At 71.3% G+C, this 26,011-nt stretch carries 23 protein-coding genes; 11 read left to right on the forward strand and 12 right to left on the reverse strand.

Annotation, left to right across the window (positions count from 1 at the left end):
• Positions 1-52: 52 nt before the first annotated feature.
• Both EST54_RS00340 and EST54_RS00345 read right to left on the reverse strand, forming a co-directional pair.
• The gene (locus tag EST54_RS00340; RefSeq protein WP_129243460.1) at positions 53-2,404 is read right to left on the reverse strand and encodes an MFS transporter; all 2,352 of its coding nucleotides are present in this window, start codon (positions 2,402-2,404) and stop codon (positions 53-55) included.
• Positions 2,405-2,756: 352 nt separating this feature from the next.
• Complete coding sequence (locus EST54_RS00345) at positions 2,757-3,431, reverse strand: ScbR family autoregulator-binding transcription factor (RefSeq protein ID WP_129243463.1); 675 nt, start codon at positions 3,429-3,431, stop codon at positions 2,757-2,759.
• A 173-nt stretch (positions 3,432-3,604) separates the two neighbouring features.
• Between EST54_RS00345 and EST54_RS00350 the strand changes: the two genes are divergently transcribed.
• Together EST54_RS00350 and EST54_RS00355 are read left to right on the forward strand one after the other, a co-directional pair.
• Positions 3,605-4,585 carry a ScbA/BarX family gamma-butyrolactone biosynthesis protein gene (locus EST54_RS00350; protein WP_129243466.1) on the forward strand — a complete coding sequence of 327 codons (981 nt, stop codon included), beginning with the start codon at positions 3,605-3,607 and terminating at the stop codon, positions 4,583-4,585.
• A gap of 190 nt (positions 4,586-4,775) precedes the next feature.
• On the forward strand, positions 4,776-5,540 hold the full coding sequence (locus EST54_RS00355; protein ID WP_129243469.1) for an SDR family oxidoreductase: 765 nt from the start codon (positions 4,776-4,778) through the stop codon (positions 5,538-5,540).
• 44 nt (positions 5,541-5,584) lie between these two features.
• On the opposite strand, the gene EST54_RS00360 is transcribed toward EST54_RS00355, so the two are convergent.
• The 6 genes from EST54_RS00360 to EST54_RS00385 form a co-directional block, all read right to left on the reverse strand.
• Positions 5,585-6,325 (reverse strand): 2OG-Fe(II) oxygenase, encoded by a 741-nt coding sequence (locus EST54_RS00360; protein WP_129243472.1) that lies wholly within the window; start codon positions 6,323-6,325, stop codon positions 5,585-5,587.
• Positions 6,326-6,386: 61 nt separating this feature from the next.
• A complete protein-coding gene (locus tag EST54_RS00365; RefSeq protein WP_129243475.1) occupies positions 6,387-6,896 on the reverse strand; it encodes a methylated-DNA--[protein]-cysteine S-methyltransferase in 510 nt (169 codons plus the stop codon).
• Positions 6,893-8,416, reverse strand: a complete 1,524-nt coding sequence (locus EST54_RS00370) for an AlkA N-terminal domain-containing protein (RefSeq protein ID WP_174857364.1) — start codon at positions 8,414-8,416, stop codon at positions 6,893-6,895. The genes EST54_RS00365 and EST54_RS00370 overlap by 4 nt, the downstream gene beginning before the upstream one ends.
• Before the next feature lie 365 nt (positions 8,417-8,781).
• Positions 8,782-9,009, reverse strand: a complete 228-nt coding sequence (locus tag EST54_RS00375; RefSeq protein WP_006608014.1) for a hypothetical protein — start codon at positions 9,007-9,009, stop codon at positions 8,782-8,784.
• 444 nt (positions 9,010-9,453) lie between these two features.
• The gene (gcl, locus tag EST54_RS00380; protein ID WP_129243481.1) at positions 9,454-11,235 is read right to left on the reverse strand and encodes a glyoxylate carboligase; all 1,782 of its coding nucleotides are present in this window, start codon (positions 11,233-11,235) and stop codon (positions 9,454-9,456) included.
• A 396-nt stretch (positions 11,236-11,631) separates the two neighbouring features.
• Positions 11,632-12,858: an acyl-CoA dehydrogenase family protein gene (locus tag EST54_RS00385; protein ID WP_129243484.1), complete on the reverse strand. Its 1,227-nt coding sequence runs from the start codon at positions 12,856-12,858 to the stop codon at positions 11,632-11,634.
• Positions 12,859-13,019: 161 nt separating this feature from the next.
• Here EST54_RS00385 and EST54_RS00390 point away from each other — a divergent pair, with 161 nt between their 5' ends.
• The gene (locus EST54_RS00390) at positions 13,020-13,667 is read left to right on the forward strand and encodes a TetR family transcriptional regulator (protein WP_129243487.1); all 648 of its coding nucleotides are present in this window, start codon (positions 13,020-13,022) and stop codon (positions 13,665-13,667) included.
• A 34-nt stretch (positions 13,668-13,701) separates the two neighbouring features.
• Here the strand turns inward: EST54_RS00390 and def are convergent, their stop codons facing one another.
• Complete coding sequence (gene def / locus EST54_RS00395) at positions 13,702-14,262, reverse strand: peptide deformylase (RefSeq protein ID WP_129243490.1); 561 nt, start codon at positions 14,260-14,262, stop codon at positions 13,702-13,704.
• Positions 14,263-14,448: 186 nt separating this feature from the next.
• On the opposite strand from def, the gene EST54_RS00400 reads away from it, so the two are divergent.
• From EST54_RS00400 to EST54_RS34500, 5 genes are all read left to right on the forward strand, one after another.
• Positions 14,449-15,687, forward strand: a complete 1,239-nt coding sequence (locus tag EST54_RS00400; protein ID WP_093487647.1) for a Mur ligase family protein — start codon at positions 14,449-14,451, stop codon at positions 15,685-15,687.
• A 32-nt stretch (positions 15,688-15,719) separates the two neighbouring features.
• Complete coding sequence (locus tag EST54_RS00405; RefSeq protein ID WP_093487645.1) at positions 15,720-16,448, forward strand: type 1 glutamine amidotransferase; 729 nt, start codon at positions 15,720-15,722, stop codon at positions 16,446-16,448.
• 190 nt (positions 16,449-16,638) lie between these two features.
• A complete protein-coding gene (locus EST54_RS00410; RefSeq protein WP_129243493.1) occupies positions 16,639-17,664 on the forward strand; it encodes a 6-phosphofructokinase in 1,026 nt (341 codons plus the stop codon).
• 183 nt (positions 17,665-17,847) lie between these two features.
• Positions 17,848-18,807, forward strand: coding sequence for a cytochrome c oxidase assembly protein (locus EST54_RS00415; RefSeq protein ID WP_129243496.1), 960 nt, complete (start codon positions 17,848-17,850; stop codon positions 18,805-18,807).
• Positions 18,808-18,964: 157 nt separating this feature from the next.
• Entirely contained in the window at positions 18,965-19,123 is a 159-nt protein-coding gene (locus EST54_RS34500) for a hypothetical protein (protein ID WP_167511453.1), read from the forward strand.
• 53 nt (positions 19,124-19,176) lie between these two features.
• Here EST54_RS34500 and EST54_RS00420 read toward each other — a convergent pair whose 3' ends face one another.
• Positions 19,177-19,590 carry an SSI family serine proteinase inhibitor gene (locus EST54_RS00420; RefSeq protein ID WP_129243499.1) on the reverse strand — a complete coding sequence of 138 codons (414 nt, stop codon included), beginning with the start codon at positions 19,588-19,590 and terminating at the stop codon, positions 19,177-19,179.
• A 206-nt stretch (positions 19,591-19,796) separates the two neighbouring features.
• Positions 19,797-20,462, reverse strand: a complete 666-nt coding sequence (locus EST54_RS00425) for a hypothetical protein (protein WP_129243502.1) — start codon at positions 20,460-20,462, stop codon at positions 19,797-19,799.
• A gap of 543 nt (positions 20,463-21,005) precedes the next feature.
• Here EST54_RS00425 and EST54_RS00430 point away from each other — a divergent pair.
• From EST54_RS00430 to EST54_RS00440, 3 genes are all read left to right on the forward strand, one after another.
• A complete protein-coding gene (locus EST54_RS00430; RefSeq protein WP_129243505.1) occupies positions 21,006-21,776 on the forward strand; it encodes a lysophospholipid acyltransferase family protein in 771 nt (256 codons plus the stop codon).
• Positions 21,777-21,867: 91 nt separating this feature from the next.
• Complete coding sequence (locus EST54_RS00435; RefSeq protein WP_129243508.1) at positions 21,868-22,923, forward strand: NAD-dependent epimerase/dehydratase family protein; 1,056 nt, start codon at positions 21,868-21,870, stop codon at positions 22,921-22,923.
• Between the two features lie 99 nt (positions 22,924-23,022).
• The gene (locus tag EST54_RS00440; RefSeq protein ID WP_129243712.1) at positions 23,023-23,844 is read left to right on the forward strand and encodes a TIGR02452 family protein; all 822 of its coding nucleotides are present in this window, start codon (positions 23,023-23,025) and stop codon (positions 23,842-23,844) included.
• 146 nt (positions 23,845-23,990) lie between these two features.
• Here EST54_RS00440 and EST54_RS00445 read toward each other — a convergent pair whose 3' ends face one another.
• The gene (locus EST54_RS00445) at positions 23,991-25,628 is read right to left on the reverse strand and encodes an alpha/beta hydrolase (protein ID WP_129243511.1); all 1,638 of its coding nucleotides are present in this window, start codon (positions 25,626-25,628) and stop codon (positions 23,991-23,993) included.
• Between the last annotated feature and the right edge of the window lie 383 nt (positions 25,629-26,011).

Here is a 26,011-nt window from a genome sequence, read left to right on the forward strand (position 1 = left end):
GGGGGCGGACGGTGGGTGCGTCAGCCGGTGGAAGCGTTGGCTGGTGGAAGCGTCAGCCGGTGGCCGACGGTGGCTGGGCGAGTTCCAGGTCGAGGAGCGCGTGGGCGCCGCCGGTGAGGGATATCGGGGCGGCGTGCGGCGGATATCCGGCTGCGGTGAGGGTGTAGTGACTGCCGCTCAGCTCGGAGAAGGCGAAGACGCCGTCCGGGCCGGTGACGGTGTGCCCGGCGACCGTGCCGTCCTCGACGAGGGTCACGGCGGCATCGGCGAGTGGCCGCCCGCCCGGGCCCCGCACCGTGCCGCGGACCGTGGCGGCCGGCTGGAGTCGGGCGTCCAGCCGTTCCGACTCGCCGCCGGACAGTTCCCATGGACGGGCCTGCGGCCGGTGCCCCGGGGCGCTGAGGACCAGGGTGTACGTGCCCGGCGGCAGCTGGCCGGCCTCCCAGTCCCCTTCGGCTCCGGAGGTCGCACGGGCCACCACATCGCCCCCGGCGTCGGTGACGACGATGCTCCCGCCGACAAGCCGGGTGCCCTCCGGGCCGCCGAACAGGGTGCCGTGCAGCCGGCCGGTGCCGGTGAGGATCAGGTCGACCCGGGTCGAGGCGTCCGCGCCGCGGTAGGTGGCAGCGGCTGCATGCGGGCGGTGCCCGGGCGCGGCGGCGGTCAGGACATAGGCACCGGCCGCGGGAGCATCGAGCGCATAGCGGCCGTCGGCGCCGGCCGTGGTGACACCGGCCTGACGCCCCTGACGGTCGATCAGGGTGATGCTCGCGCCCGGGACCGGAGCACCGGAGGTGTCCGCCACCCGGCCGCGGAATCCGGTCACGTGGTCGGTCGCGCGGGCGGCCGTGCGGTCGGCCACGCGGGCAGTCACCTCAGCAGAGTGGTGCTCCGCGGCCGCCGTACCGTCCGGGCTCTGCGCGACCAGGGCCGGACGGGACGCCTTCCGCTGCGACGGCAGGAAGGACGCCAGGGCGACGCCGACGAGGACCGCGGCCGTGGCGATCAGGAAGGAGACCCGGAAGCCGGCCATCGTGGGCACCGTGACACCTCGTGCGCCCGTCGACATGTGGGCCAGCACCATGCCGATGACCGCGCTGGACACCGAGGTGCCGATCGAACGCATCAGGGTGTTCAGCCCGTTGGCCGCGCCGGTCTCGGACGGGTCGACGGCGCCGATGATCAGTGCGGGCAGCGAGGAGTACGCCAGGCCGATGCCGGCGCCGATGACCACCGCGATGATGACGGTCTGCCAGGCCGCGGTCATCAGGCCCAGGCCCGCGCCGTAGCCGATCGCGATGACCAGCATGCCCAGTATCAGGGAGACCTTGGGGCCGCGCCGGGCGGCGATCCGCGCGTACAGCGGGGCGACACACATCATCGTCAGGCCCAGCGGTGCCATGCACAGCCCGGCCACCACCATCGACCGGCCGAGGCCGTAGCCGGTCGACGTGGGCAGCTGGAGCAGCTGCGGCAGCACCAGGGAGACCGCGTAGAACGCCACACCGACCGTGATCGAGGCGAGGTTGGTCAGCAGCACCTCACGCCGGGCGGTGGTCCGCAGATCGACCAGCGGATCGGGCAGGCGCAGCTCCAGCACGCCCCACAGCACCAGAATCAGGACCGCGAGGCCGAACAGGCCGAGGGTGGTGGGTGAACCCCAGCCCCAGTCGCTGCCCTTGGTGAGGGGCAGCAGCAGGGCCACCAGACCGGCCGACAGCCCGAGGGCACCGGCCACGTCGAAGCGCCCCTCGGCACGCACCGCGGTCTCCGGCACGACGAGGAGGGTGAGCAGCATCGACAGCACACCGAGCCCGGCGGCGCCGAAGAACAGGGTGTGCCAGTCGGCGTGTTGGGCGACCAGGGCCGCGACCGGCAGCGCCAGCCCGCCGCCGACGCCGATCGAGGAGCTCATCAACCCCATGGCCGCACCGAGCCGTTCGCGCGGCAGCCCGTCGCGCATGAGGCCGATGCCGAGGGGAATGGCGCCCATGGCGAAGCCCTGGAGCGCCCGGCCCACGATCATGGTGACCAGGTCGTCGGTGAATCCGCAGACCAGCGAGCCGACGACCATGATGGCGAGGCTGGTCAGCAGCATCCGCCGCTTGCCGTTCAGGTCGCCGAGGCGTCCCATGATCGGCGTCGCGACGGCACCGGCGAGGAGGGTGGCGGTCAACACCCACGTGGCGTTGCCGGGTGTCGTGTTGAGCAGCACCGGCAGGTCCTTGATGACCGGCACGAGCAGCGTCTGCATCACCGCGACGACAATGCCGGCGAAGGCCAGCACCGGAACGATGCCACCGCTGGGTCTACGGCGCCCGCCCACGGCCGGGTCGGGGACCAGGGGCGCCGCGGCGATGGCCGCCGCCCCTCCGGCTGGCTGATCGTTCGTCGTCCGGGTCATGCGTAGGGCCTCCAGGGCGGCAGAGAGGAGTGTGGTGTCGTCAGGGGTGGCAGAGCAGCAGAGGTGGCAGCGGTGGCAGAGACGGGATGAGCAGCGGGCACGGGGCACCGCCCACTGGTGCACCCGTCAACAGCGGGAGGCACCGCGGTTCTTCCGCGACGCCTCCCGCTCCGGCCCACACTCCACTGACCTGCACACTTCGCGCACGACTCGTCCACATGCCGGCGCTCCACACCGACTACGCGGTATTTTTTCAGCCGCCCCGAATGCCCTGGATCATCCGAACTGCCCGGCACCCCTTACGACACGCCGACCCGGCCCGACGCCACCCGAGGCACCCGGCCCACCCGGCTCAACTCACCGCAATATCGGCCTCGGTGGGCGCCCGGCCCGTCCGCTGCAGAGCGGCATCGAGCTCGGCGCCGCGCTCCGGGTCCAGTTTGAGCTTGGCGAGCACGGCGGGCACGGCGATGCTGGGGAGGGTGTGCTCGAAGAACACCGTCAGACGATGGCTGAGATCCGCCTGATTGGTCAGCGCGTTCGACATCAGCTGGAGGCCGGCGAACGCTCCGACGAAGAGCTCGGCGGTATCGGACACCACGACGCTCTCCAGCACCTCGCCGCGATCCCGCGCCTGGTGCAGCAGATCCTCGACGAACCGCGTCCAGGCGATCATCCCCTGCTTGCGGTCCAGGTGGTTGGAGCCCTGCTCAACTGCCAGCCGGGCCGCTCCGCGCTGGATCGGGTCGCTGCGCAGCCGGTACGCCAGCACCTGCCCCGCGTCGACGAACTCCTGCAGTTTGATCTTCTGCGGCTCCACTGCGATGTCCGTCACGTGCTCATCGAGCACGGCGAGGGCGAGTTGTTCCTTGGAGGCGAAGTGGAAATACAAGGCGCCCTTCGTCACGCCGGCGCGCTCAAGGACCTCGGCGATGGTCGCACGGTCGTATCCGAGGTCGTCGAAGACCGACGCGGCCGCCTCCAGGATCAGTCGCCGGGTCCGAATAGCGCGGTCCTGTTGTGCCACAGGACGCCTCCTGTCTCTTGATGTTTTCCGTTCTGCATCAGTTAGCTACCGCTCAAGTCGCCGCTGAGCCAGCTACTTACTCCGTTTCGTCGCCCGGCATTGAAAATAAAACCGGATGGTACGTATCTTAACAGCGCCGGACCTCATCCCATCTGAGACGCCTGGGGGCAGTCATGAGCGACACGATGCACGTCAGCGGCGCTATTCAGCCCAGGGCTCCACTTCAGGCGCCGCTGAACCGCAATCAGGCCGCTTCCGGAGACCACCGAGACGCCTGCGTCCCCCGGGAATTCGTACACCGCCCACTCGTCGACGACATTCTGGTCACCTCATGGCGTCGGCGGGACGCCTCCCACTTCTCGCTGACCGCCCAGTGGCCGCACGACCACGGGTACTTCAGGCCGGTCCACGGCCGCCACCACCTCATTCTCACCGGCGAGACCATCCGCCAGGCAGGGCTGCTGCTGTGCCATACCGAGCTCGGCGTACCGGTCGGGCACCATTTCATCCTCGGCGACCTGGTGTACACAACTCATCCCGAGGACCTGACGGTTGGCCATGGACCGACCCCGCTGACGGTCGATGTCCATTGCAGCCGGACGCGTTTCCGGTCCGGCACGCTCACCAGTGGTCACTTCGACATGACCATCCGCAGGGCGGGGCGGACGGTCGCGACGGGCCACTCCGACGTCACGGTCACCTCACCGGCCGTCTACCGCCGGATCCGCGGTGCTCGGCTGACCGCGCGCCGCGTCCTCGAACCGCTTCCCGCACCCGTCCCGCACGAGCTGACCGGCAGCGCGCATGACAGCGATGTCCTGCTCTCCCCCACCGGCCGGCCCGACCGCTGGCAGCTGCGTATCGCACCCGGCCATGCCGCGATGGTCAACCCCGCCAACGACCACATCCCGGGCATGCTGCTGCTCGACGCCGCGCAGCAGGCCGCCCGGGCGCTGACCGCGCCTCAGGCCTTAGTCCCGTACGCCTTCGGCACGGAATTCCGCCGCTACGCGGAACACGGCACCCCCTGCTTCATCGAGGCGCGGCGCGTCCCGTCCGCGCTCCCCTGCACCACGACGATCCAGGTCACCGGTTCCCAGGACGGCGAGCCGGTCTTCGTCTCCACCCTGACGGCGCTGGACGCGCGCCCCTGAGCCCACCGCTCGCGGACGCGTCCTGGGCATCGCCCCGACGGACCACCACCCCCCGCACGGCACCGGACGTCGTGCCGTGCGGAGCACTCGTAGACCCGGCCGGCTGCCGGGCACCCGGCAGCCACCGCACCCCCGTTCACGTCGTGGCGCGCGGCATGCCCACTTCAGGTACCAGAAAGGCCTTCAGATCATGGGTGACCTCAAGGGAAAGACCGCACTGGTGACGGGAGCCAGCCGTGGCATCGGCCGGGGCATCGCCCAGCGTCTCGCCGAGGACGGTGCGCTGATCGCCGTCCACTACGGCAGCAATGACGCCGCGGCCAAGGAGACGGTCGAGCGCATCACGAGCGCGGGCGGCCGGGCGTTCATGATCGGAGCCGAACTGGGAGTCCCTGGTGATGCCGAAGCCCTCTTCGCTGCCTTCGACGCCGAACTCGCCGCCTTCGGTGCGGAACCGGGCCTCGATGTTCTCGTCAACAACGCGGCGCTCAACTTCCCCGGGCGCATAGACGAGGTGACCTACGAGGAGTTCGACCGCACCATCGCGGTCAACATCAGGGCCCCGCTCTTCCTCGTCCAGCACGGTCTGCGCAGGATGCGTGACGGCGGACGCATCATCAACGTCTCGTCAGCGGTGACGAGTACGGCGCACCCGTCGCAGATCGCCTACAGCGTCTCCAAGGGCGGGGTGGACACCCTCACGCTCACCCTCGCCAAGGACCTCGGCGCGCGCGGGATCACGGTGAACACCCTCGCCCCCGGCTGGGTCGAGACCGATGTGACCGCGGCGCGGCGGGCCACGCCCGAGGGGCGGGCCGCGCTGGCGGCCTATTCGGTGTTCAACCGGATCGGCCGGCCCGGGGACATCGCGGACGTCGCCGCGTTCCTGGCCTCGGACGACTCCCGCTGGATCACCGGCCAGCGCATCGACGTCACCGGTGGCTCGATGCTCTGACCCGCCGGGGACCGCCCTCGGCCCGGCGCAGGGCCACCGTGTCGTCAGGCGTCGTGGAAGACCAGGCCCAGGGAGTGCCGGTGGCCCGAGCGGACGGTGCTCACGCCGTGGCGTACGGGGCCGGCCGACCAGCCGCGGGCCGAGCGGACGGGGCGGTCGCGGGTCGTGAAGATCAGGCCGTGGCCCGGCGGCAGGACGGTGGTGGTGCCGCGGGACTGTGCGCGCGGCCGCTGCTCGACGAGGAGGAACTCACCCCCGGTGTAGTCCGTGCCCTGCTCGTCCAGGCCGATGACGACCTGGAGCGGGAAGACCATCTCCCCGAAGAGGTCGCGGTGCAGCGCGTTCCAGTCGCCCGCCCCGTAACGCAGCAGGATCTGGGCGGACTTGCGCTGGCCGGCGTCGTGGCACAGGGTGAGCCACTCCTCCAGGGTGTCCGGCCAGGGCGCCGGCCGGCCGAGCTTGTCCGCCCAGTCCCGGGCAATGGTCAGCAGGTGCGGATAGAACGCCTCGCGCAGGGCCTGGACGGGTTCGGGCGGCGGGTCGGCGAAGTAGCGGTACTGGCCCGAGCCGAAGCGGTGCCGCGCCATGTCCACGGTCGAGCGGAAGCGCCGGTCCTCGTCGTAGAGGGCGATGAGGGAGCGGCAGTCGGCCGGGCCGAGCAGGCGTGGGGTCAATGCGCAGCCCAGCTCGTCGAGTTCGCCGGTCAGGGCCGGCCAGTCGGCGTCCGCGACGCGCCGGGCGAGCCCGGTGGGACGGGCTCGGCGCTCGGGGGGCGTGAGGGTCATGAGGTCCTCCAAGGGGGCGTCGGGGCGGCTCATGGGGTTCGCCGACGTACGCGGGACGGGCTCAGGCGGCATCCAGGGCGACGCCCTCGACGCCGAGGAGCTTCCGCTTGCGCGCGGGCCCGGCCGCGTAACCAGAGAGGGATCCGTCCGCGGCGATCACACGGTGGCAGGGCCGGACGATGAGCAGCGGGTTCGCGCCGATCGCCGTGCCGACGGCGCGCACCGCACCGCGCGCCGCACCGATGTCGGCGGCGATCCTCCCGTACGTGGTCGTGGTGCCGTACGGAACCGCCTCCAGGGCCTTCCACACCCGCTGCTGGAAGTCCGTGCCCCGGGTGAGGAATTCGATGCTGAAGCGGGTCAGCGTCCCGTCGAAGTACGCGCGCAGCTGCCGGACGATCGCGGCGAAGGCGTCGGGGTCGGGCGTCCAGCCGTCCTGGACGCTGGCAGCGCCCTTCTGGCCGGGCAGGGACACCGAAGCGAGCGCGGTGCCGCCCGGTGCGGTGGCCGATTCCTCGCCCACCAGGAGAAGTTCGCCCAACGGGCTGTCGAGGGTGGTGTAGAGCGTCATGGTCCGGTGCTTTCCGTAGTGGGTGGGCGGATGTCGGCCGGCTCCGTGGTCGGCACGTTCCAGAAGTGGTGCATCGCGTACGAGCGCCAGGGGCGCCAGCCGTGGGCGTGCGCCGCCAGAGCGGCCGTCGGGGCTCCGGCCCGGCGCATTCCGGCGCGTACGGCCGCATCGCCGCTCAGCAGGACATCGGGGTCCCCGAGGGCGCGCATCCGGATGTAGCCGGCGGTCCACGGGCCGATGCCGCGCAGACCGAGCAGTGCGTGCTCCACCTGGTCACGGTCGGCTCCGGCGTCCAGGGGGACCGTGCCGTCGGCGAGTGCGGCGCTGAGGGTGCGCAGGGTCGCCCGCCGCGACGCGGGCATGCCGAGTTCCGCGAGCGAGGCCTGTGCCAGGTCATCGGTACGGGGGAAGAGATGGGTGAGCGGACCGGCCGGTTCCGGCAGTGGTTCCCCGTAGGCGGCAACCAGCGCGCCACCGAGGGTGCGGCCGGCCGCGAGCGAGACCTGCTGACCGAGCACGGCGCGGACGGCGAGCTCGTGCGGGTCGGGTGCGCCCGGAGCCCGCAGTCCGGGGCGCTGTGCCACCAGCCGGGCCAGAACGGGGTCTTCGCCGAGCCGCTCGGCCACCGCATACGGGTCGGCGTCCAGATCGAAGAGGCGGCGCATCCGCTGGCTCGCGGTGGTGAGATCGCGCAGCTCGGTGAGGCGCAGCCGGCAGTTCAGCCAGCCGTCGCCGGTCACCTCGTCGACCTCGGCGACGCCGGTTCCGTTCGGCAGCCGCAGGGTGCGCCGGTAGGTCCGGGCGCCCACCTCACCGCTGATGTCCTCGATACCGGTGAGCGCGCGCCGCTGGAGATGGTCGAAGAGCTGCCGCGCCGCGTACGGGCCGCGGAAGGCCAGCCGCAACGGCAGCACTCCCGTGGTGGCATACGGCGCCACCGGGCCGGACGGGACCGTCCTGCCGGGGCGCGCGGCGCGCAGCTCGCTCGGGGTGAGCGCGTAGATCTCCTTGATCGTGTCGTTGAACTGGCGCACGCTGGCGAAGCCTGCCGCGAAGGCGATCTCGGCTGCCTGCAGGCCGGTGGTCTGCAGCAGGATCCGGGCGGTATGGGCGCGCTGCGCCCGCGCCAGCGCCACGGGGCCCGCGCCCAGCTCGGCGTTCAGCTGCCGCTGGACCTGCCGGGTGCTGTAGCCGAGCCGGGCCGCGAGCCCGCGGACGCCTTCCCGGTCGACCACACCCTCGCTGATCAGCCGCATGGCCCGCCCGACGACATCGGCGCGGGCATTCCACTCCGCGGAGCCGGGGACCGCATCGGGGCGGCAGCGCCGGCAGGCGCGGAAGCCGGAGCCCTGGGCGGCGGCAGAGGTCGGGAAGAAGGTGACGTTCCGGCGCCGGGGCGTGGTGGCGGGGCAGCTCGGCCGGCAGTAGATCCCGGTCGTGGACACCGCGAAGAAGAAGGCGCCGTCGAATCTGGCGTCCCTGCTGCGCACCGCCTCGTACCTGCTGTCCTCGTTGCTCACGGAGTCCACTGTGCAGCAGGTCAGGCCGGGACGCTGGCGGAAATCGGACGGTGCGTTCGGGAGAGGGCCGACGGGGCGGGGAAGTGTCGGCGGGGCGTCGGGCCGCCCCGTGGAGGAGCTGGTTCGGCCGCCCGGTGGAGGAGCCGGATGCCACCGTCTATGGAAGGCCTGTCAGCGTTCTCCTCAGCGGACGGACGCCGTCACGGGCAGAAAGCCGTCACGGCAGGCCGGCTGGCGTCCACGGACAACTCCGGTGACTCGACGCCGTGTTACGACGCCACCGCCGCAAGGACCACCAGCAAGAGGGGACGGCACCCGGCTCGGTGACCTACCCAGCGCGATGGCCTCAGCGGCGCCCCGCCGCCTCAGGCCGGCGGCATCGGCCAGTCATCCAGCGAGCCGCCGCGCCATTCGACGAGGCGCGGGTCGTCGAGGGCGATGTCCTCGGCCGGGCCGGCGACGCCCGCACGGCGGAGAAACTCGGCGACATCGCCGCGGCCGTGGGCCAGACCGACGATCTGCCCACGCACGGTCACCCGCCGGCCACCGGACGGCGTCGGAGGGTGCACGATGACAGGCGGATGCTCGGTCATGCCTCCAGCGTGCGCCGGGCTCCGCGCTCGCGCATTTCGACGGCCGCCGTGGGCGTCGCTCGCCGCCGGGTCACCACGGGGAGCGTCAGTCGTCGTCAGGGTGCAAGCCTTCGTAACTCCTCGTCACCACGGGCCGCGCGAGGGGCAGCCCACGACGGGGCGACGCTCGGCAGAGGGGCAAGAGGGCACGAAGAAGCCCCGGCCAGACGGGGGGAACTGGCCGGGGCGGTTCGGTGGGGGCGCTTCCTCAGCACCCACACCCAATTGAACGGTAAACAGAGCATGGCCGTTCCGTGGAGGTGACGTGATGGCCATCACGTCGACGGACGAGGCCCCGTTGCCGGTGGCCGGCCCTGCGCGCCAAGGGCAACGGAGACGAAGGGACCAATCGACCAACCGCCCGATCGACCAACCGCCCGCCCGACCGCCGTATCGGACCCCGCGTCAGACCTTGAGCGGCTTGATGGCGGTGGGCGCATGGCCGGGCTCGGTCGCGATCTCCTCCCACTCACTCACCTTGTCGATCTCCGCGGCCCCCATGGAGATGTTGGTGATCCGCTCCAGGATGGCCTCGACGACGACCGGGACACGGTGTTCGGCGGCCAGTTTTTTGGCCTCCTCGAACGCGGCGCCCAGTTGGCTCGGATCGGTGACCCGGATGGCCTTGCAGCCCAGGCCCTCGGCGACCTTGACGTGGTCCACGCCGTAGACGCCCAGCTCCGGCGAGTTGATGTTCTCGAACTCCAGGTTCACCTGGAAGTTGATGTCGAGATTGCGCTGGGCCTGACGGATCAGGCCCAAGTAGGCGTTGTTCACCAGGACGTGGATGTACGGGATCTGGTGCTGGGCACCGACGGCCAGCTCTTCGAGCATGAACTGGAAGTCGTAGTCACCGGAGAGCGCGACGACCGGTGCCTCCGGGGCGGCAGTGGCGACCCCCAGCGCGGCCGGGATTGTCCAGCCGAGCGGGCCGGCCTGGCCGCAGTTGATCCAGTGGCGGGGCCTGTAGACGTGCAGCATCTGCGCGCCGGCGATCTGGGAAAGGCCGATGGTGGTGACATAGCGGGTCTCCGGACCGAAGGCCTTGTTCATCTCCTCGTAGACGCGCTGCGGCTTCATCGGGATGGCGTCGAAGTGCGTACGGCGCTGCAGTTGGGCCTTGCGCTCCTGCGTGGACGCGGCCCAGTCGCTGCGGTCGGGCAGTTTGCCGGCGGCCTTGAGCTCCCTGGCCACCTCGACGAACAGCTCCAAGGCGGCCTTGGCGTCCGAGGCGATGCCGTAGTCCGGGGCGAAGATCTTGCCGATCTGGGTCGGCTCGATGTCGACATGGACGAACCTGCGGCCCCGGGTGTAGACGTCCAGCTTGCCGGTGTGGCGGTTGGCCCAGCGGTTGCCGATGCCCAGGACGAAGTCGGACTCCAGGAAGGTCGCGTTGCCGTAGCGGTGCGAGGTCTGCAGGCCGACCATGCCCGCGTTCAGCTCGTGGTCGTCGGCGAGGATGCCCCAGCCCATCAGGGTGGGGACGACCGGGGTGCCGGTCAGCTCGGCGAACTCGACCAGCAGCTCGGAGGCGTCGGCGTTGATGATGCCGCCGCCCGCGACGATCAGCGGACGCTCGGACTCCAGCAGGAACCGGATCGCCTTCTCGATCTGCGGGCGGGTCGCGGCCGGCTTGAAGGCCGGCAGCGGCTCGTACGTCTCGGGGTCGAAGTCGATCTCGGTCAGCTGGACATCGATCGGCAGGTCGATCAGGGCCGGGCCGGGGCGTCCGGAGCGCATCAGGTGGAAGGCCTGCTGGAAGACGCCGGGGACCTGGGCCGCCTCCATCACCGTGGTGGCCGCCTTGGTGACGGGCTTGGCGATCGAGGCGATGTCGACGGCCTGGAAGTCCTCCTTCTGGATCACCGCGGTCGGGGCCTGGCCGGTGATGCACAGGATCGGGATCGAGTCGCCGGTCGCGGAGTAGAGACCGGTGATCATGTCCGTCCCGGCCGGGCCGGAGGTGCCGATGCAGACGCCGATGTTGCCCGGGTGGGTCCGGGTGTAGCCCTCGGCCATGTGCGAGGCGCCCTCGACGTGCCGCGCGAGCGTGTGGTCGATCCCGCCGGCGCCCTTGAGTGCCGCGTAGAAGGGGTTGATCGCGGCACCCGGCACTCCGAAGGCGTGGCGCACGCCCTCCCGCTTGAGGATCTCCACCGCGGCACGGGCGGCTGTCATTCGAGGCATCGCGTACTCCTGCGTCGGCCTGTCACGGGCACGCTCCAGCGAAGGGCCGGAGGTTCTTAATTCCGCATCATGGAATTAATGTTTTGCTTTATGGAAGGAACGTAGAGCGAGGCGTTCCGCCCGTCAAGAGGTGCCTGGTGAGCGACGCACGCGGGGTACGCACACAGACCGGGCCCCTGGGAACGCAAAAGCCGCGTACGGGCGGATTCCCGAACGCGGCTGGGTGGTTGACGAGGGCGCGGCCACTCTGGGGCCCCGTGGCAGCAAGACGGCGCCGCTTGCGACGCGGCGGAGGACGGCACCACGGCGGCAAACCGGAGCGCCGTCGGCACCCTCGGCATCGCCTCGATGCCAAGAGCGCCGACGGCGCCGGAGAGTTGACGGAGTTGACGACCGTCAGCGAATCGGCATCCCGGACAGCGTCCGGGCGATCACCAGCCGCTGAATCTCGCTCGTGCCCTCAAAAATCGTGTAGATGGCGGCGTCACGGTGCATCCGCTCCACCGGGTATTCGCGGGTGAAGCCGTTGCCGCCGAGGATCTGTACGGCCTGTGCGGTGACCTTCTTCGCGACCTCGCTGGCGAAGAGCTTGGACATGGAGCCCTCCGCGGAGGTGAAGGGCTTGCCGGTCACGGCCATCCAGGAGGCGCGCCAGACCAGCAGCCGGGCCGCGTCGATCTGGGTGCGCATATCGGCGAGCTGGAAGGCCACGCCCTGGTTGTCGATGATCGGGCGGCCGAACTGGGAGCGGGTCGTGGCGTACTCCAGGGCCTCCTCGTAGGCCGCGCGGGCAGTACCGACCGCCATCGCGCCGACGGCCGGGCGGGACGCCTCGAAGGTGGCCATCGCGGCGTTCTTGACCCTCTCGGCGCCGGCCTTCGCGCGCTCGCGGGCGCGGGCGAGGCGCTCGTCGAGCTTCTCCTTGCCGCCGAGGAGGCAGTGGCCGGGGACACGGACATTCTCCAGGACGACCTCCGCGGTGTGCGAGGCGCGGATGCCGTGCTTCTTGAACTTCTGGCCCTGGGAGAGGCCGGGGGTGTTCGGGGGGACGAGGAAGGAGGCGTGCCCCTTGGAGCCCAGCTCGGGGTCGACGACCGCGACGACGACATGGATATTGGCGATGCCACCGTTGGTGGCCCAGGTCTTGGTGCCGTTGAGCACCCACTCGTCCTTGGCCTCGTCGTAGACCGCGCGGGTACGCATCGCGGCGACGTCCGAGCCGGCGTCCGGTTCCGACGAGCAGAAGGCGGCGACCTTGACGTCGTTCACGTCGCCGTACATCTGCGGGACCCAGGTGCCGATCTGCTCCTCGGTGCCGTTCGCGAGCACACCGACGGCCGCGAGTCCGGTGCCCACGATCGACAGACCGATGCCGGCGTCACCCCAGAACAGCTCCTCCATGGTCATGGGGATGCCGAGGCCCGTGGGGTCGAAGAACTGCTGGGCGTAGAAGTCCAGCGAGTACAGCCCGATCTTGGCGGCTTCCTGGATGACGGGCCAGGGCGTCTCCTCGCGCTCGTCCCACTCGGCGGCAGCGGGGCGCATGACGTCCGCAGCGAAGCCGTGAATCCAGTCACGGACTTCCTTCTGCTCGTCGTTGAGCTCCATGGTGAACTCGGCCATGTCCCCTCCAGTGCTGCAGGCCGTACGATGTTACTAGCGGTAACCCGAAGTGTGTTACTCGCCAGTAAGGGATGTCAACTCCCCTGAGGACGAATTCGCCGCGGAGAACGGGTGTTACGTTGCGCCAGCGCCACGGATTCACAAGGGTGGGGAGCACGACCATGGAACGCACCAAGCGCAGCGGCCGCCAGCAGTCGGCGACCGAGCGCAGGCGGCGGGAGCTGCTGGAGGCCGCCGAGCGCATTGTGCTGCGCGACGGCCCGGACGCCTCGATGAACGCCATCGCCGCCGAGGCCGGCATCACCAAGCCGATCCTCTACCGGCACTTCGGGGACAAGGGCGGGCTGTACCGCGCGCTCGCCCTGCGGCACACGGATGCCCTGCTGGCCAATCTGGCCACCGCGCTGGACGCACCCGTCCTGCGCCGGGACCGGGTCGAGGCCACCCTCGACGCCTACCTGCTCGCGATCGAGAGCCAGCCGCAGGTGTACCGCTTTCTGATGCACCCGTCCGACGAGGACACCGGGCCCGAGACCGGCTTCGACGTGGGACGGCACTCCGCGCCGCTGCTGCGCCGGCTCGGCGAGGAGCTGGCCAAGGTGATCACCGACCGGCTGGACCTGGGGCCCGGCGGCGAGCTGACGGCACGCGTCTGGGGGCACGGCATCGTCGGCATGATGCACGGCGCCGGCGACTGGTGGCTGCGCGAACGCCCTTGCTCACGCGAGCAGTTGGTCAAGCAGCTGGCCGATCTGCTCTGGGGGCAGCTGGCCACGGTCGAGGACCGCGAGGACGGTCCCGGCTTCTGAGCACCGGCCCGTCCGGGGGCGGACCGCCGGTCGCTCAGCGGCCGGGCGCCCCCGCCGCCGCGGCCCACGGAGCCCTGGCCGCCGCCCGCAGCGCCCGGCGGCGGCGCAGCCCGGTGAGGCGGTCGACGTAGAGGCCACCGTCGAGGTGGTCGCACTCGTGCTGCAGACAGCGGGCGAAGAAGCCGGTGCCGGTCACCGTCCTGGGCTCGCCGGTGACGCTGACCCCGGTCACGACCGCGTGGTCGTGGCGCGGGGTGCCGGCCTCGATGCCGGGGAGCGACAGACAGCCCTCGGGACCGCGGAGGACCGGGCCGTCGGCCTCGACGAGCCGGGGGTTGACGAGATGGCCGAGATGACGGCGGTCCTCGTCGTCGGGACAGTCGTATACGAACACCCGCAGCGGAACGCCGATCTGGTTGGCGGCCAGGCCCACGCCCTGCGCGGCGTACATCGTCGCGAACATGTCCTCGACCAGCCGTTCCAGCGCACCGTCGAATGCGGTGACCTCCTGGCAGGGCTCGGTCAGGGCCGGGTCGCCGAGCAGGCGCAGGGGGTGGACACGTCCGGAACTGCCCTGGATGGTGCGGGAACGCATGGGGGCAAGGGTACGGCCCGGCCCGCTCCCGGTTGTCGCCGCATGGGTGGCGGGTTTCGGGCCCGCCGCCGTATCTCGATAGGCTGATCCCCGACCGAAGCCCCGGCCGGTCATCGGCTGCGGAGGAGGCGTTCCACCGGCAGCCGTACGGCAGGCGGGCGCCGGATGCAAGGAGGATCAAGGACGATGGCAGGCAACACGGAGCCGCTGTCGCCGCGGGCCAAGCTGGCCGTGACGGCAGGCAAGGCCGCGGCGGCGGTGTCGCGCGCGGCGGGCCGCGGCAGCGGATCGGTGATCGGTGGCCGGGTGGCGCTCAAGCTCGACCCCGACCTGCTGGCGCGGCTGGCCCGGCACTTGGACGTCATCCTGGTGTCGGCGACGAACGGCAAGACGACCACGACGCGGCTGATCGCGGAGGCGCTGCGGGCCAGCGGTCCGGTGGTCTCCAACGCGCTCGGCGCCAATATGCCGGCCGGTATCACCTCGGCACTGGCCGGCGGCTCGGACGCCAAGTACGGCGTCATCGAGGTGGACGAGAAGTACCTCGCCGGTGTGGCACGCGATACGACGCCGAAGGCCATAGCGCTGCTGAACCTCTCGCGCGACCAGCTCGACCGCGCCGCGGAGACCCGGATGCTGGCCGAGCACTGGCGCGAGGGCCTGGCCGGCTCCAAGGCGCTGATCATCGCCAACGCGGACGACCCGCTGATCGTGTGGGCGGCCTCGTCGTCCGCGAACGTGGTGTGGGTCGCGGCCGGGCAGGAATGGAAGGACGACGCCTGGTCCTGCCCCTCGTGCGGTGGCGTGATGCAGCGGCCGGGCGAGGACTGGTTCTGCGCCGAGTGCGGCTTCCGCCGTCCCACGCCCAGCTGGGCGCTCTCCGGCGATCATGTCCTCGATCCGCACGGCAGCGCCTGGCCGATCAAGCTCCAGCTGCCGGGGCGCGCCAACCGCGCGAACGCCACCACCTCCGCCGCGGTCGCCGCCGCCTTCGGGGTGCCGCCGCAGGTGGCCCTGGAGCGGATGTTCTCGGTGCAGGCCGTGGCCGGCCGCTACGACGTGGTCACCTTCATGGAGCGGGAGCTGCGGCTGCTGCTGGCGAAGAACCCGGCCGGCTGGCTGGAGACGTTCTCGCTGATCGACCCGCCGCCGACCCCGGTGATCATGTCGGTGAACGCGCGCGGCGCGGACGGCACGGACACCTCCTGGCTGTGGGACGTCGACTACACCCGGCTGGCCGGGCACCCGATCTTCGTGCTGGGCGACCGCAAGCTGGACCTCGCGGTGCGCCTGGAGGTCGCGGGACTCGACTTCCAGGTGTGCGAGAGCCTCGACGAGGCGGTGCGGACGGCGCCGCCCGGACGGATCGAGGTCATCGCCAACTACACGGCCTTCCAGGACCTGCGCCGCCGCGTGGGCAACTGAGTACGGTCCACCGACGTAAAGGACGAGCGAGCATGAGTGACAACAGCCTGCGCCTGGTGTGGATCTACCCGGACCTGCTGAGCACGTACGGCGACCAGGGCAACGCCCTGGTGGTGGAGCGGCGGGCGCGCCAGCGCGGTCTGGACGTACAGCGCCTGGACGTGCGCTCCGACCAGCAGATCCCCACCTCCGGCGACATCTATCTGATCGGCGGCGGTGAGGACCGGCCGCAGCGGCTGGCCTCGGAGCGGCTGATCCGTGACGGCGGACTGAACCGCGCGGTCTCCAACGGCGCGATCGTCTTCTCGGTCTGCGCCGGCTACCAGATCCTGGGCCACGAGTTCATCAATGACCTCGGGGAGCGGCAGCAGGGCGTGGGTCTGCTGGACGTGGTGAGCACCCGCGGCGAGGCGGAGCGCTGCGTCGGCGACGTACTCGCGGACATCGACCCGCAGTTGGGGCTGCCGCCGCTGACCGGCTTCGAGAACCACCAGGGCGTCACGCATCTGGGCAAGACGGCCCGGCCGTTCGCCAAGGTGCGGTTCGGCAAGGGCAACGGCGTCGGCGACGGCTACGAGGGCGCGTACAACGACACCGTCTTCGGCACGTACATGCACGGTCCGGTGATGGCCCGGAATCCGCACATCGCCGACCTGCTGATCAAGCTGGCGCTGGACGTCAATGCGCTGCCTCCGGTGGAGGACCGCTGGTACGAGGCGCTGCGCCAGGAGCGGATCGCGGCGGCGACCCAGCCCGCTTGATGCCGCTTGGCGGCACGTTCAGGCGAGACCTCCGCCTGTGACATTTGCCGGAATCACCCCCTTTTCGAACGCCCGCAGTCCCGCACTGCGGGCGTTCGTGTGCCCGGCGGCCCCGCGCTTGTAGGGTGAGCGGGATCCAACCGGACGACGGGGTCCGGGCCTCCGGTTGAGTTGCAAGGGTTTTCGAGCAATGCGTATTGGTGTCCTCACCTCCGGCGGCGACTGCCCCGGCCTGAACGCCGTCATCCGGTCCGTCGTCCACCGCGCCACCGCTGATCACGGCGATGAGGTGATCGGCTTCCGCGATGGCTGGAAGGGCTTGCTGGAGTGCGATTACCGCAAGCTGGACCTCGATGCCGTCGGCGGCATCCTGGCGCGCGGCGGCACCATCCTCGGGTCCTCCCGGGTCCAGCCCGCCCATCTGCGCGACGGCGTGGAGCGTGCCCGCGGCCACGTCGCCGAACTGGGCCTGGACGCGATCATCCCGATCGGCGGCGAGGGCACGCTGAAGGCGGCGCGGCTGCTGTCGGACGCCGGGCTGCCGATCGTCGGCGTACCGAAGACGATCGACAACGACATCGCGGTCACGGACGTGACGTTCGGCTTCGACACCGCGGTGGGTGTCGCCACCGAGGCGCTGGACCGGCTCAAGACCACCGCGGAGTCCCATCAGCGGGTGATGATCGTCGAGGTGATGGGACGGCACACCGGCTGGATCGCGCTGCACTCGGGGATGGCGGCCGGTGCGCACGCCATCGTGGTGCCGGAGCGGCCCTTCGATATCGACGAGCTCACCGCGCGGGTGGCCGAGCGGTTCGAGGCCGGCAAGAAGTTCGCGATCGTGGTGGTCGCCGAGGGCGCCAAGCCGCGCGAGGGCACGATGTCCTTCGACGTCGGCGGCAAGGACATGTACGGCCACGAGCGCTTCGCCGGCGTCGCCCGGCAGCTCTCCGTGGAGCTGGAGGACCGCCTCGGCAAGGAGGCCCGCCCGGTCATCCTCGGCCATGTGCAGCGCGGCGGTACGCCCACCGCGTACGACCGGGTGCTCGCCACCCGCTTCGGCTGGCATGCCGTCGAGGCCGCGCACCGCGGCGACTTCGGGATGATGACGGCGCTGCGCGGCACGGACATCACGCTGGTGCCGCTGGCCGAGGCCGTCGAGACGCTCAAGACGGTGCCCGTGGAGCGCTATGACGAGGCCGAGTGCGTGCTGTGAGCACCGCACCGGACCGGACCTAGTCACCGGACCGGGCACGGACCGGACCTGGTCACCGCACCGGGCCGGACCTGGTCCCGGTCCGCACCAACCCGTCGTACGAACCGCCCCCGGCCGCTGTTCCGGCCGGGGGCGGTTCTAGTCTTGTGGGCCGGAGTATCGGTACGAATCAGGAGCGAGCGGATGGATCACAGCGGGCACGGCATGGACGGCATGAACATGGATCTGCCGCCGTTCACGCTGGGGCGGGGCCTGGAGTTCGGTGGTGATCCGTTCTTTCTCGTCGGCTGCCTGCTGGGACTGGCCCTCTACGGCTGGGCGGTGCTCCGGCTGCGGCGGCGGGGGGATGCCTGGCCGGTGGGCCGGATCGTCGCCTGGACGCTGGGCGTCGTGACCGTGGCGCTGGTGATGTGCACCAAGCTGAACGACTACGGCATGGCGATGTTCAGCGTGCACATGGTCCAGCACATGGTCGTCAGCATGCTCTCGCCGATCCTGCTGCTGCTCGGGGCGCCGGTGACGCTGGCGCTGCGGGCGCTGCCGGCCGCCGGGCGCGGCCGCAAGGGCCCGCGCGAGCTGCTGGTGGCGCTGCTGCACAGCCGCTACATGCGGATCATCACGCACCCCGCGTTCACCATCCCGCTCTTCATCGCGAGCCTCTACGCGCTCTACTTCTCCCCGCTGTTCGACTTCCTGATGGAGTCGCGGGCCGGGCACATCGGGATGATGGTGCACTTCCTCGCGGTCGGCCTGGTGTTCTTCTGGCCGATCATGGGGGTCGACCCGGGCCCGCACCGGCCGGGCTACGTCATGCGGATGCTGGAGCTGTTCGCGGGCATGCCGTTCCACGCGTTCTTCGGCATCGCGCTGATGATGGCCTCGGAGCCGATGGTCGACACCTTCGTGCACCCGCCGGCCTCGCTCGGGATCGAGGCACTGGCGGACCAGACGGCCGCCGGCGGCATCGCCTGGGCCTTCAGCGAGATCCCGTCCGTCGTGGTGCTGATCGCCCTGGTCTACCAGTGGTACAAGTCCGAGGCGCGGCAGTCGCAGCGCGCGGACCGGGCCGCCGACCGCAACGGCGACAAGGATCTGGCCGACTACAACGCCTATCTCGCCTCGCTCCACGCACGGGGGCGATAACGGCGGGTCGGCGCGTAGCGCCGTCTTCTGGGGGTGGAGGTCGGGCGACGGGCGGGCGGGTCGCCACTCTGGCGGTACGGGCCGCGGCCGGGGACGATGGTCCCATGGCCGCGGCCCGTGGCATTGGCGCCCGGACCGCCCTGAGGAGGTTGCGGGTATGCCCGGATCTGCTAAGACGATGGCCGTGTGCACGGTGAGCGGACTGGTGGTGGCGACCGCCTACACCGTGGCGTTGGGCGCCAATGGCTGGCTCTGGTTCTCCTGGGTGGTGCTGGCGCTGGTGACGATCGGAGTGGTGGCCGTGCGACCGGTCTGAGCGCCCCCGCCCGAGCGGGGTACGGCGCGGCCCGCATGCGCGCGGGGCCCGGCTCAGAAGCGGAAGACGGGCCCGGTGGCGGAGTCCATGGTGCACGCGTTGGGGAACTCCTTGCGCCAGTTCACCGGGCTGCCGCGCCAGGTGCCGGTCGCGCTGACGGTGACCGGGTCGTACTCGCGGGTGCAGGAGTGCGGCTCGCCGGGCAGTGCGTCCAGGTCTCCGCGCGCCCAGGTCAGTGCGTTACAGGCGGCGAGCGCATGCGGATGCCGGCGGTAGGTGTCGGGGCAGCTGAGCCGTACCCCGCGGACCCAGGTGTTGCCGGATCCGGACACGGTGAGCTGCAGTCCCTGGTCCACGGGTGGCTCATCTGCGCCGGCCGGGCCGACGCCGAGCGTGCCGAGCAGGGCCGTCGAGAGGGCGGCGAGCACGGCGGTACGGGCGGATCGGCGTCCACGGCTCACGGGCATCGAGGCCTCCTGGCAACGTCGGTGGGATCGGATGCGGGAGCCCGACAGGCACGCGCGGCGCCCAGCGGCCCCAGGCCACCTCGCCGGGCGCCGGTGGACAAGCGGCCACGCCGTGAGGTCGCCCGGACGGGCCTTCGATCCACGCCCTGAAGACAGGGTGGCCGGCAACGGAGGAGGCGGCTCCGCTGCCGGCCACCGGACCGGGACTACCCCACACGCTCGATCCGGGCGCGCCGGATCAGGTTCTTCCCCTCCTCACGTACCTGCTCGAAGGCCGCGTTGTTCAGCAGCGCACAACTGCCCGAGGTGGACGTCACGGAGACGGTCGTCGACTTGTTGTTGTCCAGGTTCGTCACCTTCAGCTTGGTCCCGGTGGGGAACTGGTTGCTGGACGCCGCCGGAGCGCCGCCCTCGCCGGAGAGGGTCACCGTCGAGCCGGGGCAGACCACATCGCCGTCGGCCGACGAACCGCCCGCGGCGGGCGGGGCCCCGGAGGCCGCGGAGTCGCCCGATCCGGACGGATCCGCCGAGCCGGACGGGGCGTCGCCGGCGGGTGGCTGCTTCGCCGGCGGCGCGCCCGCGGCCTCACCCCCGCCCCCCTCCGCGGAGCAGCCGGCGGCTTTCTGTTTGACCTGGATCTCCTTGATCACGGCTTGCCGGTTGGCGATGCGGGCCGCCGACTGGGCGTCCGGGTGGGCCTGCTGGTCGGCGATGAACTTCTGGTTGTTGCTCAGCGCCGTGGCCAGCCCGTCGCAGGCCACCGAGGCCTGGCTGGTGCCCGTGGTGGCGATGGCGATGCCGCCGACCAGCGCCGCGGCACTGACGCAGACAATGATCTTCTGACGCCGGCCGACTGTTCTCTTTCGAGACATCTGAACTCCTGTCCTCGGCCTGGAACCGTGGGTTCAGGCGCGGTTGCCGGACAGTACGACGCGCCAACCGTGCCTCGTTCAGGACGAATTGAAAGTTGTACGCGGATGCCAAAGGGGATTCCCGAAGGGCAGGTGTCTCTGCGAGAGTGCGGGGGTTTGGGTGCCGGCGGCCCTCGTCGAGGAACGAGCCGGCCCGGCGCGGCTGTTGACCGCTCCGGCAGGGGAAGTCGGTGCCGTCCGCCCCCTCGGTCGTACGGTCCGGCGCAGCACCTCGCGCACCTGTTCCGGGTGGCCGTGGGTGAGCCGCCGGCGCGGGTTTTCGGACAGCCGCGGCAGACCGGCGAACCTCGCGAGCGGGGTGCGCGTGCACCTGACGAGCGCGTCCGTCCGGCCTCTGGACACCGGGCGGGGACAGCATCGATCCGGCCGAAGGTGGTTACCGGCGGCGGTATGTGTCCATAAACTCACTGGCCGTCCCGGAGCCCCTCGTGACCTGGAACGGCATCACCGCCATGGCCACCCGACGCAAGAGGGAGCTGTTCCGTGCTCTACCAGGTGCTGAAGTACCTCCTCCTCGGACCGCTGCTGCGGCTGGTGTTCCGGCCACGGATCGAGGGGCTGGAGCACATCCCGGAAGAGGGCGCGGCGATCATCGCGGGCAATCATCTCTCGTTCGCCGATCACTTCGTGATGCCGGCGATCGTGCCGCGCCGGGTGACCTTTCTGGCCAAGGCGGAGTACTTCACCGGGCCCGGCCTCAAGGGGCGGCTGACCGCGGCGTTCTTCCGCGGCGTCGGGCAGATCCCGGTGGACCGTTCCGGCGGCCGCGCCTCGCGGGCGGCGCTCTCCTCGGGCCTCTCCGTCCTGCGCAAGGGCCACCTCCTGGGGATCTACCCGGAGGGCACCCGCTCGCACGACGGGCGGCTCTACAAGGGGCGTACCGGAGTCGCCTCGATGGCCGTCACCGCGGGCGTACCGGTGGTGCCCTGCGCGATGATCGGCACCTTCGAGGCACAGCCGACGGGCCGGCGGCTGCCGCGCGCGATGCGGATCACCATCCGTTTCGGCGCACCGCTGGACTTCTCGCGGTACGCGGGCATGGAGGACGAACGCTTCATCCTGCGCGCCGTCACCGACGAGATCATGTACGAGATCCTCGCGCTGTCCGGGCAGGAGTACGTCGACCGGTACGCGGGCGAGGCCAAGGCGGAGGCGCAGGCGCAGGCGCGCGCACAGGGGCGACGGGGACAGACGAAGGGCACCGGGACGGGGAAGGGGAAAGGCAAGGGGGCGGGGAAGGGGCGGGCGGCCTGAGCGGTCGGCCGTCCGGCCCCCGCCCCGGGGATCGTTGCGCCGGGGGCGAACCGTGCGGCGGCCGCCGCCCCCGCGTTCGTAGAGTCCCGGCATGACATCAGGCAGCGCAGTGGTGATCGGGGCGAGCGGACAGATCGGGCGCGCGGCGGTGCGGGCCCTGGCGCGGGACGGCTGGGAGGTGACGGCCGCGTCCCGGCGCGGCGGGCGTGATGACTCCTGGCCCGCGGAGGTCCGTTCGGCGGCGGTGGACCGGGAGGACGACGCGGCGCTGGCCGGGCTGCTCGGCGAGGGCTGTGACGTGCTGCTCGACTGTGTGGCCTACGGTGCCGCGCACGCCCGGCAGTTGACCGGCCTGGCCAACCGGATCGGTTCGGCCGTGGTGATCTCCAGCGGCGCCGTGTACGAGGACGACCGGGGACGCAGCTTCGCCACCCAGGGCGAGCCCGACGGCTTCCCGGCCTATCCGGTGCCCGTCTGCGAGACCCAGCCGACCGTGCCGCCCGGCGACGCGGACTACGGCACCCGCAAGATCGCCCTGGAGCGGGCGCTGTTGGCGCAGGGCGACCGGCTACCGGTGACGCTGCTGCGGGCCGGCGCGATTCATGGTCCGTACAGCCCGCTGCCGCGTGAGCTGTACTTCGTCAAGCGGGTGCTGGACGGGCGGCGGGTGCGCGTGCTCGCGTACGGCGGCAGCAGCCGTTTCCATCCGGTCCATGTGGACAACCTCGCCGAGCTGGTCCGGCTGGCGGCGCGCCGGCCGGGTTCGCGGGTGCTCAATGCGGGCGATCCGCAGGCGCCGACGGTCGCCGAGATCTCCGCGGCGGTGGACGCGGCGATGGGGGCGCCGCCGAGCGAGATCGTCGGGCCGGCCGGTGCCCCGCCGTCGACCGGGGTCGGCACGACTCCGTGGACGACACCGCACCCCATCGTCTACGACCTGACGGCGGCGGAGCGGGAGTTGGGCTACCGGGCGGTGACGACGTACGAGGAGTCGCTGCCGGAGACGGTGGCCTGGCTGGCCGATCAGATCAAGGGCCGCGACTGGTGGGAGGTGTTCCCGACGATGGCGAACCTCTACCCGGACGAGAAGCTGTTCGGCTATGCGGCCGAGGACCGCTGGCTGGCCGACCGCGGCGGTCAGGGCTGAGGCCGGCGGACCGGCCGGGCACACCGATATCCGGTGGCGGGGCACGCGGCCCGCGCCTACCTTGATCGCCATGAGAGATCGGATACGGGGGTGCCGACGATGAGCGCCCGGCTGCGTGGCATGGCACAGGAAACGGAGCGGATCGTCACGGCGGGTGCGTACCGCGCCCCGGACGGCCGGCTGGTGGAGATCGCGGACGCGGTCGCCCGGGCCCGGGCCGGGACCCGGCTGTACGGCCCGGAGCCGGTCGCGGTGACGGGGCCGCCGGAGGTGCGCACGGTGTTCGAGGTGACGGGGGAAGGCAGCCTCACGGCGGGGCGGCGACTGGCCGCGACGGGCCGGGGCCCGCTCGCCGTGCTGAATTTCGCCTCGGCGCGCAATCCCGGCGGTGGCTATCTCAACGGCGCGCAGGCCCAGGAGGAGGCGCTGTGCCGGGGGTCGGCGCTCTACACCTGTGTCCGCGAGGCCCCGGAGTTCTACGCCGCGCACCGGGCCGATCCCAGCCCGTTCTACAGCGACCGGGTGATCCTCTCCCCCGGTGTGCCGGTGTTCCGCGACGACCGGGGCACGCTGCTCGACGCGCCGTACGAGGCGGGCTTCCTGACGGCGGCCGCGCCGAATGCCCGGGTGATCGCGCGGCGGCAGCCCGCCGACACGGGCCGGGTGGCGGCGGCGCTGGCGGCGCGTGCGGAGCGGGTGCTGGAGGTGGCGGCGGCCGGCGGGCACCGTCAGCTGGTGCTCGGGGCCTGGGGCTGCGGGGTCTTCCGTAATGAACCGGCCGAGGTGGCAGCGGCGTTCGCGGGCGCCCTGCTGTCCGGTGGCCGTTTCGCCGGCTGGTTCGACCGCGTCGTGTTCGCCGTGCTGGACCGCCGCGAGGACTCCCCCACCAGGGCCGCCTTCTCCGAGGTGTTCGCCGGGTGAGAGAGGCGGGCGGACCGGGACGGCGGAGCCGCCGTGCGCCCGGCCGGTGATCCGCCGCTGTCGGCGAGCGGCCGGGCGCCACCACCCCGCGGATGCGACAGGGGCGGCCGGGAAGATCCCGGCCGCCCCTTTTCTGCCGCGACGGATCAGGGGGCGGACAGAAGGTCGGCAGCGGCCTTGGCGACGGCCTTGGCCGGCGCCTTGCCCGGCTGGGGCGTGGCGTGCGGAGCGCAGGTCACGTCCTTGGGGTCGGTCTTCCCCTCCAGGAAGTACGCGTCGACCCGGTTGTTGATGCAGGGGTTGACCTGGCCGGTGACACCGTGCGACCCGGCGTCCCGCTCGGTGATCAGGCGGGAGCCCTTGAAGCGGCGGTGCAGCTCCACGGCGCCGCCGTAGGGCGTGGCCGCGTCACGGACGCTCTGCACGATCAGCACGTTCGGCAGGCCCTTGCCCGTCTTGACGTCGACCGCATGCTGCTGCTTGACCGGCCAGGTGGCGCAGGGCAGGTTCATCCACGCGTTGGACCAGGTCATGAACGGTGCCTTGGCGTTGATGCGGGTGTTGTCGCGGTCCCACGTGCGCCAGTTGGTGGGCCACTTGGCGTCGGTGCACTCGACGGCCGTGTAGACGGCGTTGCCGTTCTCCGAGGAGATGTTGCCCGCGGTGTCCTTGAGGTCCGGACCGGCGTTCTTGACCAGCGGCTTGCTGTCACCGGAGAGGTACGCGCTCCAGACCTCGGCCACCGTGGTCCACATGGAGTCGTAGTACGGCGCGTTCTGGAAGAAGCCGGTGAGCTCGGCGGGGCCGACGACGCCGCCGATCGGGTCCTTCTTGGCGGTCGCCCGCAGCTTCTCCCACGCCGCCTGGACCTTCTGGGGGGTGTCCCCGATGTGGTAGGCGGCGTCGTTCTTGGCGACCCACGTCTTCCAGTCGCCCCAGCGGGTCTCGAAGGCGATGTCCTGGTCGAGGTTGGCCTGGTACCAGATCTTCTCGCGGGAGGGATCGACGACGCTGTCGACGAGCATCCGGCGGACATGGCCCGGGAAGAGCGTCCCGTACACGGCGCCCAGGTAGGTGCCGTAGGAGACGCCCAGGTAGTTGAGCTTCTTCTCACCGAGCGCGGCACGTATGACGTCCATGTCGCGGGCGGTGTTCGGCGTCGTCATGTACGGCAGCAGGCCGTGGCTGCGCTCGGCACAGCCCTCGGCGTACTCCTTGGCGAGCTTGCGCTGGACGCGCTTGTCCGCCTCGCTGTCCGGCACCGGGTCGGCCTTGGGCGCCTTGACGAACTCCTGCGGGTCCATGCAGGAGATCGGCGCGGAGTGCCCCACGCCCCGGGGGTCGAAGCCCACGAAGTCGTACGCCTTGGCGGTCTTGGTCCAGAGCGGGTTCTTGGTGGTGATGCGGGTCGGGAACCTCATGCCCGACCCGCCGGGACCGCCGGGGTTGTACAGGAGGGAGCCCTGGCGCTCCTCCTTGCTGCCGGTGCTGACGGCCCGGTCGACGGCGATCTTGATGGTGCGGCCGTTGGGCTTGGCGTAGTCGACGGGGACCACGACATAGCCGCACTGGATGGGTGACTTGAAGCCCCAGTCGTCGGGGCAGTCCTGCCAGTGGATGCCCTTCTTGGCGGCGCGCGCGGCGGCGGTCTGTACGCCGTGCGCCTCGGCCGAGCCGCTCTGGTGCCGCTCACCCGCGGTGGCGGGCGTGGCAGATATCGCTCCGGCGAGGAGCGCTCCGGTCACCAGGGTGCCGGCGGCGCCGAGCGCTGCTGATTTTCTCACGTGGTCAATTCCCCCTGCATGGTGCGCCGCTGTTGACGGCGTTGATCACAGGCTTACAGAGGGATCCTGACGGGTGCCGTGCCCGCTTGAACAGGTTCGAACCGCAATTCTTTACCAAGCTGTAGGTATCCGGCCGCTCCGGCTCCGGTTCGCCGGGGGACGCACGGGAGCCGCTCGGCTGCGCACGACTCCCCCGCCGGGCTCCCCCCGACCCCTGTAGCGGGTCCCCTGCGCCAAGATCCACCGGAGAGTGGCCGGTACATCGCTGTCGAACGGCTGGGAGATCGCGGGGGAACCCCACCATTCCGGCCAGGACCGTCGGCAAAGGGCGCCCGCCCTTCGCCGCTCCCGCTGTACCACCGGAGCCGTCAACTTGGGGGGAA

It is taken from the genome of Streptomyces sioyaensis, assembly GCF_004122735.1.
GTDB classification, from domain to species: Bacteria; Actinomycetota; Actinomycetes; order Streptomycetales; family Streptomycetaceae; genus Streptomyces; species Streptomyces sioyaensis.